The following is a 12,987-nucleotide window of genomic DNA, read 5'->3' on the forward strand; positions in this document are numbered from 1 at the left end:
GGTGGGCTCACGCTCCAGCGAGCCCGTGGCAGCGACTTGAGTTGCCGGGTCACGAGCCGCGTTCGACGGCGTGATCCGCTGGCCTGCATCGGTGATCTGCCGGCCTGCATGGCCGAGAGGAACGCGCGGCGCGGCGTGAGCCAAAGGCAGGGAGGAGATCTCCTGTGCTCACCGCCGCGGTGGACGTCGGAGCCGCGGACGCGCGGCCAGCTCCACATGGCGCTCGTGCCGCGCGATCCTGGCCACCTGACGTCACCTGACGTCATCTGACTTCCATGCGTCACACCCCGTCGCGCTCGCCCACCCACGCGCGGGCGAGCGCGAGCGTGCGCGCGTGCTCGGGCACGTTCTCCAGGAAGCCCGCCCGCCACGCGGGATTCGCGATCCGCGACGTGCGCTCCAGCAGCCGGTCGCGGGCGGTCGCGATCGCGGCGCGGGCCTCCCCGTGCGCGCCGCACGCCTCGAGGGCCTCCGCCCGCACCAGGTAGATCTGCGACTCGCCCTCCTCGAGGTGACCCTGCGCGGCGAGGATCGGGGCGGCGAGCTCTGCGGCTCGGTTCGCGGCCTCGAGCGCCTCGGCGGCGCGCCCCGCGGCGAGCAGCACCCCCGCCAGGACGCCCAGCGCGCACGGGATGAGCGGCGGGACGTCGGCGAGCAGCTCGCAGCCGCGGCGCGCCTCCGCCTCGGCGCGGTCGAGGTCCCCCGCGAGCCGGAACACCTCCGCGAGGTAGACGTAGGTGCCGCCCTCCATGCGCCGGTCGCCCGACGCCACGAACGACCGGAGCGCGTCGTCGAGCAGGGCGCGCGCCTCGTCGAGATCGCCGAGCTGGAGGAGCGTGCGGCCGAGGTTCTCCTTCGCGACCGCCGCCATGAACACCAGGCCGAGCCGCCCCGTGTCGGCCAGCGCAGCGCGGAGCTGGCGCGCGGCGTCGGCGTATGCGCCGAGCTCGTTGCAGAAATGACCGGCGTTGATGCGCGCCCCGCAGGCGCCGCGCACGTCGCCCGACGCCTCGAAGCAGCGCACCGACGCCTCGCAGAGCTCCCAGGCGCTGCCGACGTCCCCGGCCAGGATCGCGCGGAGCGTGCGCAGCCGCAGGATGGGCGCGCTGACGGTCGGGTCGTGCTGGAAGCGCCCGGACGACGCGTCGATGCGCGACGAGAGCGCCTCCGTCTCCTCGCACTGACCCTTCATGTAGAGCAGGATCAGCGCCGCCTGCGCCATGGCGCCGAGCTCGGGCCCGGTCACCGCCTCGGCCGACCACCGCGCGCAAAGCGTCCTGGCGAGCGCGGCGACGGCGTCCCCGCGCCCCACGAGGTGGGAGGCCCAGAGCGCGACGCCCGCCGCGCGGCACCACGGCGCGCTCCCCTCGGGCAGCGCCAGCATCGCCATCGTCGCGTGCAGCTCGGCCGCCGCGCTCTCGCCCCGGAAGCGGTACGCCTCCGCCTGGACCGTCTCGACCTCGCCGAGCGCCTCGCCGGCCGCGCCGCACGCGACCGCGCGCTCGGCGCGCTCGATCGCCGCCGCGTAGTCGTTGCCGCCGAGCGCCTGCTCGGCCGCCCGCCGGTAGCAGCCGAGCGCACGCTCGAGCTCGCCGCCGCGCTCGAAGTGTGTGGCGAGGACCATGGCGTCGGTCTCGCCGGCCTCGGCGAGCCACGCGCCCGCGAGTCGGTGGCCGAGCCGCCGGTCCTCCTCGGTCAGCATCTCGTAGGCCGCGTCGCGCACGAGCGCGTGCCGGAAGGCGTACTCCACCTCGCCCTGGAACGTCGACTCGTGCACGCGCGTGATGAGCTCGCTCCGCGCGAGCTCCGCCACGCAGGCGTCGAGGTGCGCCTCGCTCGCCTCGGCCCCGAGCAGCGCGCCCGCCGCGCCGCGCCAGAACACGCTCCCGAACACGCTGCCCGCGCGCAGCACCCGCCGCGCGTCGGGCGCGAGCCCCTCCAGGCGCGACTGCATCATCGCGAGCACCGTCTCCGGGACGCCGCCGCCGTGGCCCTCCGCCGCGGCGCGCACGAGCTCCTCCAGGAAGAACGCGTTGCCCCCCGAGCGGTCGACGATCCGCGCGACGCCCTCGGCGTCGAGCCCCCCGAGCGCCTCGCCGACGAGCTTCTCGCACGTCCTCCGCGAGAGCGGCGTGAGCCGCAGGTCGGTCAGCGCCCGCTTGCTCCACAGATCCGGGAAGGCCTCGCGCACCTCGGGGCGCGCGAGCGCCAGGACCATCAGCCGCTCGCCCTCGAGGACCCGGAGCGCCGCGTCGACGTACTCGACCGTGGGCCGGTCGCCCCAGTGCAGGTCCTCCAGCACGAGCAGGAGCGGCCGCGCGCTGCACTCGGCGCGCGCGAGCTCCACCCACGCCGCCTGCATCTGGTCGCCCATGAGCTTCGGGTCCTGCCGCGCCGCCCGGAGCAGCACGCTGTCGTCCGCCGGGAAGGGCGTGCCCACCATCTCGCCCAGGAACTCGGCGACCTGCCGCCGCAGCGGCTCGGCGACGTTCACCGCCACGCGCGCGGCGAGCTTCTGTCGCCGCGTGTCGAGCGGCTCGCCGTCGAGCAGCCGCGCGGCGCGGCGGACGAGCTGGCCGAGCATGCCGAACGGCGCGCCCACGCGCATCGGATCGCCGCGCGCGATCCAGAGCTCGAAGGGCTCGCCGCGGCCGGCGAGGCGCCGCGCGAGCTCGTGGCGCAGGCGCGACTTGCCCACGCCGGCCTCCGCCGTGACCAGCACCGCGCGGGCCTCGGACTCGGCGACGCACTCGTCGAACGTCGCCTGCAGGAGGAGCAGCTCGCGCTCGCGCCCCGCGCACCGCGTCGGCTTGCCGAGCAGCTTGCGCGCCTCGTCCGCCGGCTCGAGCTCGCCGAGGAGCGCCAGCCCCGTGCCGTCGAGGGACACCTCGAAGCGGTCGCCCAGGAGATCCGCGGTCATCCGGTCGAGGAGGATGGGCCCGCTCCCCGCGCTGTGGAGCGCGCGCTCGGCCGTGCTCGCCGTGAGCATCGCGCTCGCGCGATCGATGACCTGACCCATGGGCTGCGTCCTCTCGAGCTCGTCCCACCCGGTCGAGAGCGCCACGCGCGCGCCCGGCAAGAGCTCGCGGAGGGCGATGGCGCAGCGCCCGGCGCTCACGGCGAGGTCCGTCGGCGAGCCCGCGCCGGTGATGACGGCCGCGAGGGAGCCGTCCCGCAAGAGCTCGAGGTGGGCGCCGTGCCGGGCCGCCACCTGCCGGAGCGACTGCGACGTGCTGTAGAGCGTGCTCAGCAGCGGGGCGTCGCTGAGCGAGGCGGTGAGGGCGCGCGAGTCGGCGGAGACGTGCCCGCCGGCGGCCGCGTCGGGCGCGAGCGCGAGGATGACGCTGACGAGGCGCCGCTCGCGGCGCGTCAGGCCGACCGACGCGGGCGCCGTCACCGACGACTCCGCGACGAGCGCCTCGAGCGCCCGCAGCTCCGCGAGGACCGCCCTCGCGTCGGGGCGCTCCTCCGGCCGCTTGGCGAGCAGCCGTATCACGAGGGCGTCGAGCTCCGGCGGCAGGCCGGGCGCGAGCCCGCTCGGGCGCGGCGCCTCCTCGAAGAGCACCCTGGCCAGCACGGCGAACGGGTGCGCCGCGGCGAAGGGCGGCCTGCCGGTCAGGCAGGCGAAGAGGACGCACCCGAGCGAGTAGATGTCGGCGCGGACGTCGACCGCCCCCTCGCCGGCCACCTGCTCCGGCGCCATGAACGACGGCGTCCCCACTGTCGCCCCTGTGTGCGTGAGCGACGACGTCGCGTCCCCGAGGCGCGCGAGGCCGAGGTCGACGATCGTCGCCCGCTCGAGCTCTCCGCCCGGGAGGAAGATGTTCTGGGGCTTGATGTCGCGGTGGATGACGCCCTGCGCGTGCGCGAAAGCGAGCCCCTCGGACACCCGGGTCAGGACCTTGAGCGCGGCGGCGGGCTCCAGCCGGCCGCGGGCGATCCGCGCCGCGAGGTCCTCCCCCTCGAGCCACTCCATGGCGAGGAAGAGCTCGCCGTCCGGCGTCAGCCCGTGGTCGACGTAGCGGACGATGCAGGGGTGCGAGAGGGCGGCCAGCGCGCGCGCCTCGCGGGCGAATCGGCCGCGCTTGTCGGGGGTCGGGTCGCGCAGGACCTTGATCGCCACCGGCGCGCCGCTCGTGGCGTCGCGCGCGCGGTAGACCGTGCCGAGCCCGCCCTTCCCCGCCTGCCGCTCGATGGTGTAGCGGTCCCCCAGACGCTCCCCCGGTGTCATCGTGTATCGAGTATCTCACGGAACACCGGCGCATTCGCCAGCGCCGATTCGCGCTGCGGCCGCGAGGCGGGCCGCGGCGCGCGTCGGTCTGGAGAGAGCTTCCATGAAGGCGGGAAGAACACTGGGCATTTCTGCCCATTGACCCGTCGGAATCCGGTCACCACCGGAGCCAGGCACCGCCGGTCCTCGAAGAGGCTTGAGCGAGGGTGACAACGTCTTTGTCGTTCAGCGACACCGCGTCGCGACGCTCCTCCGCGCGGGAGCTCGCGGGCGCCGCGCGCGACCGGCTCCGCGAGGACACTGTGCTACAACGTGGGTAACACCTGGCCCAGAAGGAGCATTGCATTGATGGAAGCGCACGCCTCTGTCCGAGCCCTCGCCGACGCCATGGATCTCGGCTCGCTGCTGCAGGAGGTCCGGGATCGACATGGCGAGTTCGATCTCCTGGCCCACTGGAAGCAGGGCGAGTTTCACCACGACGTGGTCATCCGGGTCCACCGCGCCGCGCCGCTGCCGGGGCCGGTGCTCGTCGTGAGCACGAACTGCAACGGCGGCGTGAAGGAGGTGCTCTGCTTCGGCGAGGTCCCGGACCGCCATGCGCTCTGGCACCACCGCTGCCCCGGCGTGCCCGAGTTCTCCGGCGATCTGCCGCCGATCGCCGCGCAGGCGCGGACGACGCATTATTTCGACCCCTGCGAGCTGCTCGCGTCCGACGCCCGCAGCGAGCTGCGCCCCGAGTTCCGCGAGCGCGACGTGGGGGGCGGCTGGCGCCCGCGGTGCGGGTGAGGGCGGCGCTGCGGCGCGCGCGAGGGGGCCGGCCGGGGGCGGCGCCGCGACGAGGGAGGAGTTGTCGATGACGTCAGCGCGAGACGACGGGGGGGAGAGCGACGGCCAGGCCACCGAGGCCGCGGCCCGCCGCGTGAACACCATCAGCCGGTTCCTGGCCGTTCGCGACGTCGCGTCGCTCACGGCCGACGCGCTCGAGCGGGCGGTCGGGCAGCGGCGGGCGGACCTCTTGATCCTGCTCGGCAGCGGGAGCCTCTCCACGGCCGAGCGGGCGGCGGAGGCCTACCGGAGCGGGCTGGCCGAGCGCCTCATGATCGCGGGCGGGATCGGCCACTCCACGGCGCATCTGGTCACCGCCGTCGAGGCGAGCGGCAAGTACGCCGGCGTGGAGACGGACGGCCGATCGGAGGCCGAGATCCTGGCGGACGTGGCGCGCCTCCACGCCGGCGTCGAGCCCGGGGACGTGCTGCTCGAGACAGAGTCCACCAACTGCGGCAACAACGCGACCTGCGCGCTCGAGGTGCTGAACGAGCGCGGGCTGCGCCCGGAGACGATCGTCCTCATGCAGGACCCGACGATGCAGCGGAGGAGCGGCGCGTCGTTCGAGCGGGCGTGGCGCGACGGCGCGGCGCGCGCCCGGTTCATCCACCACGCGGCCTTCGTTCCGGAGGTGGAGGCGGCCGACGGGGCCTTTCGGTTCACGGCGGCGTGCGAGCGCGACGCCGCTCGCTCATGGGAGCTCGCGCGGTTCTTCTCCCTGCTGATGGGGGAGATCCCCCGGCTTCACGACGACGAGCACGGGTATGGCCCGCGCGGGAGAGGCTTCATCGGCCATGTCGACGTCCCGGAGGAGGTCCTGGAGGCCCACCGGGCGCTGCTCCCCCTCCTGGGCGGCCACGTGCGCGCTTAGCGGGCGGCGCCGCGCTCCGGCGTCTCGTGCGCGGGCCACCCCCCCGCGTCGCTCCGTGCGCCCATGACAGGCGCCTTACGATGGCCGCCGGGCGCGCAATTCATGCCGGACGTCGCGAGGCGCTGCGGGGCCGCCGCCGGCGAGCGAGGTCGCGCTCAGCGGCGCTCTGCGTCAGCGCTCATGGCGCGTTGCCCCGCGGCGCGGCCGGCGCGGAAGGCCGCGTCCAGCCGCCACGCCTCGCGCGCTGCCTCGCCTGCCGAGAGGCCGTGCGCCACCCCGGCTGCGGCGATCGCGCTCCGGAACCGCGCCCCGGCCCGGCGGTGCTCGATCGCGACGAGCGCCAGGCAGAGCGCGACGAACAGCACGGCGTGGGCGCTCGGCGCTGGCTGCGACGACCAGGCGAGCCAGCCGACGCCCACCGCCAGCAGCGCGCTGCAGAGCTCCCACGACTCGCCGCGCTCGGCCTCGGCGGCGCGGGCGACCGTGCCTGGCGGTTCGGCTGCCTTCTCGGAGGGCGCCGGCGCCCCTGCGCCAGGCGTGACCGTCGCGCCGCCCTGTGTCACGCGCGGCGCCGATGAAGCGCCCCTACAGCTCGTTGCCATGCCGAGATGCGTTGAGCCCATACAGATCCCTCCTCGTTTTGCCGGCCGACCTCCGTACACCCGCCGGACTTGCATCTCGCGCGCCACGGCTCCATAGGGGAACCGCACGTCATTCCGAGCCTCACGGCAGCCCTCACGGCAGCATCGTTTGCGCGATGGTTGGGCCGGACACGCAATAGCTGCGCTCGGGTCGCGCTCCCGGCCCGGAGGAGTGGCCGCAATTGGCGCCCCCAGCGCCCCCGCCGCCCGTCGGGCGCATCGTGGTTGCATGTCGCATGCCGCGCGCAGGGAGGACGGCCACCCGGCGGAAGCGAGGGCGCAGCGGCCGGCGAACCGCGGGCGCTGCTCCAGGAACTCCGTGGCTCGCCAGGTGGATGCGGGGGCGGGTCCTCGGCGCGCCCGGCGGGACCGGGGCGGGTCAGCGGCGCGCCCGGCGAGGGCGACAGCGCCCCTCGAGCAGGACGGCGGTGCGCCCGTCAGGGGTAGACGTAAGGCGCGTCGAGCCCGAGCGGGAGCCCGAGCTGCCAGTAGGCGAGGAGAAACAAGGTCCACGCGACGAGGAATGTGAGCGAATAAGGCATCATCAGCGCCATGAGCGTGCCGATACCGGTGCTCTTCACGTACTTCTGGCAGAAGACCACGACGAGGGGGAAATAGACCATGAGGGGGGTGATGATGTTGGTGACCGAGTCGCCCACGCGATAAGCCGCCTGGGTGAGCTCTGGAGAGATGCCGATCGACATGAGCATGGGCACCAGGATCGGGGCGAGCAGCGCCCATTTCGCCGACGCGGAGCCGATGAGGAGGTCGACCACCGCGGTGAGGAGGATGATGCCCACGATGGTCACCGCGCTCGGGAGCGCCATGGCCTTCAGCGCGGCGGCTCCCTTGAGCGCCAGGAGCGCGCCGAGGTTCGATTTGTTGAACAGGTAGATGAACTGCGCGGCGAAGAAGGCCATGACCAGGTAGTAGCCCATCGTGCTCATCGTCTTGCTCATCCCGCCGATCACGTCGCGGTGGCTCGTGAACGTGCCGGCCGCATAGCCGTAGACGAGCCCTGGGATCAGGAAGAAGAGGAAGATGACTGGCACGATCGCGCTCATGAGGGGCGCGGCGCTGACCGTGAGCTGGCCGCCCGGCGCGCGCAGCGGCGACGACTGCGGCGCGCTGGCGGCGACGAGCAAGGCGACGCAGATCGCCATCGCCGCGAGGCCCGCCCAGAGCGCGCGCGCCTCGCGCGGCGTGAGCTCCGCCATGCGCTGCTCGTGCTCCGGCGCGGCGTCGACGGGCATCCGGGCGACGCGCGGCTCGATGAAGCGATCGGTGATGAGCCACCCGAGCCCGATGATGAGCAGGGATGAGGCGCTGCTGAAGAACCAGTTGCAGAGCGGGTTGACCGTGCGCTTCGGATCGAGGATCCCGGCGCCGGCCTGGGTCAGGCCTTGCAGCAGCGGGTCGAGGCTGGAAGGGATGAAGTTGGCGCCGAAGCCCCCCGCCACCCCCGCGAACGCCGCGGAGATCCCGGCGAGCGGGTGCCGGCCGGCGGCCTGGAAGATGACCGCGCCGAGCGGGATGACGAGCACGTAGCCCGCGTCCGCCGCCGTGTGGCTGACGATGGCCACGAGGATCAGCATCGGCGTGAGCAGCGGCCTCGGCGTGATCGTGAGGAGCCTCTTCAGTCCGGCGTTGATGAACCCGGAGTGCTCGGCGATCCCGACCCCGAGCAAGGCCACGAGCACCACGCCGAGCGGGTGGAAGCCCGTGAAGGTCTGGACCATGGTCGAGAGGAACTCGGTGAGGGCCTTTCCCGAGAGCTGACTCTGGACCTGGAGCGGCTGCTTGCTCCTCGGATCGATCTCGCTGAACTGGAGCGGCGCGAGCGCAGCGGACAGCGCCATGACCACGGCGGCGAGCACGACGAAGAGCAGGGCCGGATCGGGGAGCCTGTTGCCGGCCCGCTCTAGCGCGTCGAGGGCGCGGCTCGCCCGGCCAGCCCGCCCTCCGGGCGCGATCGGGGAGAGCTCGGGTTGTTCGCTGGACATGCACCCATCGTAAACCGAACTCGCACGGAGGGACGCCGCGATGCAGCCAATGGGCTCAATTTCGGCGGCGGGATGTGCCTCGACTGCGCGCGACCGGAGGTGCCTCGACCGCGCGCGACCGGAGGTGCCTCGACCGCGCGCGACCGGAGGTGCCTCGACCGCGCGCGACCGGAGGTGCCTCGACCGCGCACGAGGAGCCGAGCTCTCCGCGAGACCCCGGCGTCCTCGCGGGCGCCGGACGGCTTCAGGCCGCCTTGCGGGCCTCGTCGGCCTCGAGCTCACGGACGATCGGGAGGACCTTCTTCCCGAACTGCTCCACCTCTTCGAGGTAGTGCAGGAACCCGGTCAGCACCAGATCGACCCCGGCCGCCTGATAGGCGACGATCCGCCGCGCGATCTGCTCGGGCGTGCCGATGAGGCCCGTGCGGAACCCGTCATTGTACTGCACGAGGTCCTCGAAGCTCGAGTTTGCCCACATGCCCTCGCGCTCCGGCGACGCGCGGCCGGCCTGCCGCACGGCGTCGCCGAAGCCGTTCACCGCCTCCACGTCCGCGTGAGCGATGATGTCGCGCAGGACCTGCTTCGCCTCCTCCTCGGTGTCGCGGGCGATGACGAAGGCGTTCAGGCCGAACTTCACGCGGCGCCCCTCGCGCGCGGCGAGCTCCTGGATCTCGGTCACCTGGGCGCGGACGCCCTCGATGGAGTTGCCGTTCATGAAGTACCAGTCCGACACGCGCGCCGCCATCTGCCGCGCCGCCTTCGAGTTGCCTCCCTGGAAGATCTCGGGGTGCGGCTTCTGCACCGGCTTCGGCTTCAGCGTGAAGTCGTTGATCCGGTAGAAGTCCCCCCGCAGCGAGAAGTGGTCCTCGGTCCAGATGCCCCGGAGCGCCCGGATGAACTCCTCCGCGCGCCTGTATCGCTCGTCGTGCTCGAGCCACGGCTCGCCGAGGGCGGTGAACTCCCCCTTGAACCAGCCGCTCACGACGTTGACCGCGAACCGCCCGTTCGACAGATCGTCGGCCGTCGCGCCGAGCTTCGCGAGCACCCCGGGGTGCCACAGCCCCGGGTGGACGGCCGCGATCACCCGGAGCCGCTCGGTCGCGAGCAGCAGCGCGAGGCTGAACGACGTCGACTCGTGCTGGTATTCGGCGCCGTAGCTCGCCATGTAACGGACCTGGCTGAGCGCGTACTCGAAGCCGCTGTCCTCCGCGAGCCGGGCGAGCTTCCGGTTGTAGTCGATGCCCCAGTGCGTCCGCTGCTCGATCTTGCTCACCACGAGGCCGCCGCTGACGTTCGGCACCCAGTACGCGAACTTCACCGGGGCGCGCGCCGACGACCCCGTCGATGCCGTCGATGCCGTGGATTGCGTCGTTTGCGCAGTCTTTCCGTGATCACTCATGATTTCGTTCCTCCGTGCGTGCCCGTGCGGGCTCACTCTCCGCCGGCCTCGAAGAGCTCGAGCGGCAATCCGACGAGCGATTTGCCGATCCACTCGCGCGCGATGTTGTTGGACGGCCCCATGGCGATCGCCGCGCGCGCGTCGCGGAAGGCGCGCTCGAGCGGGCCGCGGCGGTAGCCGTAGCCGCCGCTCACGTCGAGCGCGACGCGCGTCACCTTGTTGGCCACCTCCGCGGCGTGGACCTTGAACTCGGTGAGCGGCATCAGCAGCTCTCCCTGGGGCTTGCCGGCGGCCTGGAGGGCGTCGAGCTGCTCGGCGAGCGCCGCCTGCCACGGGCCGAGGCTCTCCACGAGGACCTTGGCCTCCCCGAGCTGCTGGCGCAGGACCTGATAGTCGGCGAGGCGACGATCGAAGTCGCGGTGCACCGTCCCGAGCGCGTACTCGGTCACGGCCGCGAGCGCGCCCCGCGCGACCCCGTGCCACGCCGCGCCGAGCCCGATGAGGTAGACCGGCGAGACGCCGTTATAGATGATGTCCTTGCCCTGGTTCTCCGCGCCGAGCCGGTCGCGGCGCGGCACGGGCACGTTCGTGTAGCGGATCGGCCCGCTGTGGTTGCCGTGCACCCCGAGGGCGTCCCAGCGGCCCGCCTCGATGCCGGGCCGCTTGCCGTCGACGATGAAGAAGCTGATGTCGGTCGGCCCCTTCGCGCCCGGCGTGCGCGTCTGGAGGACGTAGTAGTCGGCCTTTCCGGCGCTGGTCGTGAACGACTTGTCGGCGGAGATCAGGTAATCGTCCCCGTCGCGCTTCGCCTCGCTGAAGTTGAACCACCAGTGGCCGCCCGACGCCTTCTCGCTCGTCGAGTACGTGCCGATGAGCCCTCGCCGCGCGGGCCTGAGCCACCGCTCCTTCTGATCGTCGTTGCCGTACAGCGCGATCGTCTGCGCCGCGCCGATGTGCATGACATAGACGAGCGCGGTCGACGCGCAGGCGCGCCCGATCTCCTCGGTGGCGGTGGCGAACGCCCCGTGGCCGAGCCCGAGCCCGCCGAGCTCCTCGGGCAGGAGCACTCCATTCCACCCCTCGCGCGCGAGCGCCTCCAGGTTCTCGCGCGGGAAGACCCCTTCGCGATCGACCCGCTCGGCGTTCGGCGCGATCACGGCGGCGACAATCGCCTTCACGCTCTCGCGGACCGCAGCATCATCTCGTCTCGCCATGTCGCTCTCCTCGTGACGGCGCAGGCGCGCCGATGGCTCTTTCCCTCGTCCCGGTCAGGCGAGCCCCTGTCCGGCCGACACCCCGCGGCGCGCGCGCCGCAGGTCGACATCGCACATCGCACATCGCATCCCGCCGTCCCGGAAGGGCGCTGTCCGGCCCCGGGGCGCGCGGTCCCGCGGCGACACCCTTCCTCAGGAGTAGAAGCTCGGCTCCGGGATCGCCCCGTTCAGCGCGTAGGCGCCGAGCTCGCGCGACTTGTAGTCGACCGGGTCGTGCAGCGTGTGTGTCCGCAGGTTCCGCCAGTACCGGTCCATCCCGGCGCTCGCGGTCGTCGCGCTCGCCCCCATGACCTCGAACATCCCGTTCGTGATCTCCAGCCCCGCGCGCGACGTCGCCACCTTCGCCGAGGCGATCGCGATCGCGCACGCGCCGCGCTGCCCGGGGCTCAGCCGGTCCCCCTGCTCCCAGGCCGCCTGGAGCGCCGCCCCGGCGCGGTCCGTGAACAGCCGCGCCGACTCGAGGCCGAGCCACATATCGCCGTACCGGAACAGGACATACGGGTCCTCCGTCGCGGGCGTCCCCTTGGCGGCGATCCACGGGCGCCGCCGGGCGCGCGTGTACTGTCGCGCTTCCTCGAGGGCCCCCTCGGCGATGCCGAGGTACACGTTCGCGAGCACCAGCTGGGCCAGGCAGGGGCGCAGCGAGGCGAACGTCGAGCCGAGCGGCCCTGGCGTCGTGAGCAGCTCGTCCGCCCGCACCTCGACGTCGTCGAGCTCGACGCCGCCGCTGTCGGTCTGCCGCTGCCCCATGTTGTCCCAGTCGCCGAGCACCCGGATCCCCGGCCGCCCGGTCGGCACGGCGGCGACGACGAGCTTCGACGTGGCGTCGTCGATCGCCGACAGGATGAGCATGTCCGAGTCGCCAGCCCCGGAGCAGAAGCTCTTCGCGCCGCGCACGAGCAGGGCGTCGCCGCGCCGCACGAGGCGCGCGCGCGTGTCGAGCGGGTTCAGCGCGTTCCCCCAGAACCAGCGCTTCTCCACGGTGTCCGCCTGGAGCCGGCTCGCCTGGCCCGCGCTCCCGAAGAGCCTCAGCGTCGCGAGCATCAGGTGGTGAAAGCCGAACACGTGGGCGATGGCGCTGTCGGCGCGCGCGATGCGCCGGACCGCCTCGAGCACCACGGTCCAGGGCGCTCCCCAGCCGCCCAGCGCCACCGGCACCGAGAGCGACAGGAGCCCGCTCTGCCGCAGCCTGTCGCGCTCCTCTTTCGGCGTCCCGCCGCGCCTGTCGCGCTCGACGGCGGTCTCGGCAAAGGCGCGCGAGAGCTCGTCGGCGACGTCCAGCGCGCTGGCCTGCGCCTGATGTGCCTGTCCATGGATTGCGTGAGCCGCTTCGCCCTGCATGCCTCGGCCTCGGTCGACATGCGAGGTCGCGCCGTCGCGCGTCCGTGGCACGTCATTGGCAGGTGTCGTCAGGGCGCGCCCTAAGAGCACGGGGCGTGCCGTCGCGCAGCCCGCGCCCGCCTCGCCGGCGAAGCCCTGGAGTTCATCCGCGCTGCTGCTCCAGCAGCAGCGAAGTTCCTCCACGTCCTGCTGCTCCAGCAGCAAGGGTGCTTGCGAGGTGTTGCTGGAGCAGCAGCGGCGGCCGCCCGCGCCCGCGGGGCTCCGTGGCGGCGGCCAGCGCTCGCGCGGGGGCGCGCTTGTTTCACGGTGGCGGCGTGAAACGTGCTTCCGGGCCATTGGCCCGGCGAGGCACGCCATTGGCCCGACGATGCACGCCATTGGCCCGGCGATGCACGCCATTGG

The 12,987-nt window shown here is 73.2% G+C and carries 8 protein-coding genes; 2 read left to right on the forward strand and 6 right to left on the reverse strand.

All coding sequences use genetic code 11. The features are described 5' to 3' along the window. Positions 1-280 precede the first annotated feature (280 nt). On the reverse strand, positions 281-4,231 hold the full coding sequence (locus WME89_RS14305; RefSeq protein ID WP_438009729.1) for a protein kinase domain-containing protein: 3,951 nt from the start codon (positions 4,229-4,231) through the stop codon (positions 281-283). 348 nt (positions 4,232-4,579) lie between these two features. Here WME89_RS14305 and WME89_RS14310 point away from each other — a divergent pair, with 348 nt between their 5' ends. Together WME89_RS14310 and WME89_RS14315 are read left to right on the forward strand one after the other, a co-directional pair. After that, a complete protein-coding gene (locus tag WME89_RS14310; protein ID WP_438009730.1) occupies positions 4,580-5,017 on the forward strand; it encodes a hypothetical protein in 438 nt (145 codons plus the stop codon). 67 nt (positions 5,018-5,084) lie between these two features. Next, positions 5,085-5,927, forward strand: coding sequence for a YdcF family protein (locus WME89_RS14315; RefSeq protein ID WP_438009731.1), 843 nt, complete (start codon positions 5,085-5,087; stop codon positions 5,925-5,927). 155 nt (positions 5,928-6,082) lie between these two features. On the opposite strand, the gene WME89_RS14320 is transcribed toward WME89_RS14315, so the two are convergent. The 5 genes from WME89_RS14320 to WME89_RS14340 form a co-directional block, all read right to left on the reverse strand. Then, positions 6,083-6,550, reverse strand: coding sequence for a hypothetical protein (locus WME89_RS14320; protein WP_438009732.1), 468 nt, complete (start codon positions 6,548-6,550; stop codon positions 6,083-6,085). Positions 6,551-7,005: 455 nt separating this feature from the next. After that, positions 7,006-8,571 carry an AbgT family transporter gene (locus tag WME89_RS14325; RefSeq protein WP_438009733.1) on the reverse strand — a complete coding sequence of 522 codons (1,566 nt, stop codon included), beginning with the start codon at positions 8,569-8,571 and terminating at the stop codon, positions 7,006-7,008. 244 nt (positions 8,572-8,815) lie between these two features. Further along, a complete protein-coding gene (gene sfnG, locus WME89_RS14330; protein WP_438009734.1) occupies positions 8,816-9,970 on the reverse strand; it encodes a dimethylsulfone monooxygenase SfnG in 1,155 nt (384 codons plus the stop codon). A gap of 32 nt (positions 9,971-10,002) precedes the next feature. Further along, a complete protein-coding gene (locus WME89_RS14335; RefSeq protein WP_438009735.1) occupies positions 10,003-11,184 on the reverse strand; it encodes an acyl-CoA dehydrogenase family protein in 1,182 nt (393 codons plus the stop codon). A 192-nt stretch (positions 11,185-11,376) separates the two neighbouring features. Then, the gene (locus WME89_RS14340) at positions 11,377-12,585 is read right to left on the reverse strand and encodes an acyl-CoA dehydrogenase family protein (RefSeq protein WP_438009736.1); all 1,209 of its coding nucleotides are present in this window, start codon (positions 12,583-12,585) and stop codon (positions 11,377-11,379) included. Positions 12,586-12,987 lie beyond the last annotated feature (402 nt).

It is taken from the genome of Sorangium sp. So ce321 (assembly GCF_051530195.1).
Lineage (GTDB): Bacteria > Myxococcota_A > Polyangia > Polyangiales > Polyangiaceae > Sorangium.

What these genes read in the sequence shown, in the direction of transcription:
- WME89_RS14305 (WP_438009729.1), bottom strand. Translation starts at nt 4,231, where the DNA reads ATGACACCGGGGGAGCGTCTGGGGGACCGCTACACCATCGAGCGGCAG.
- WME89_RS14310 (WP_438009730.1), top strand. Translation starts at nt 4,580, where the DNA reads ATGGAAGCGCACGCCTCTGTCCGAGCCCTCGCCGACGCCATGGATCTC.
- WME89_RS14315 (WP_438009731.1), top strand. Translation starts at nt 5,085, where the DNA reads ATGACGTCAGCGCGAGACGACGGGGGGGAGAGCGACGGCCAGGCCACC.
- WME89_RS14320 (WP_438009732.1), bottom strand. Translation starts at nt 6,550, where the DNA reads ATGGGCTCAACGCATCTCGGCATGGCAACGAGCTGTAGGGGCGCTTCA.
- WME89_RS14325 (WP_438009733.1), bottom strand. Translation starts at nt 8,571, where the DNA reads ATGTCCAGCGAACAACCCGAGCTCTCCCCGATCGCGCCCGGAGGGCGG.
- sfnG (WP_438009734.1), bottom strand. Translation starts at nt 9,970, where the DNA reads ATGAGTGATCACGGAAAGACTGCGCAAACGACGCAATCCACGGCATCG.
- WME89_RS14335 (WP_438009735.1), bottom strand. Translation starts at nt 11,184, where the DNA reads ATGGCGAGACGAGATGATGCTGCGGTCCGCGAGAGCGTGAAGGCGATT.
- WME89_RS14340 (WP_438009736.1), bottom strand. Translation starts at nt 12,585, where the DNA reads ATGCAGGGCGAAGCGGCTCACGCAATCCATGGACAGGCACATCAGGCG.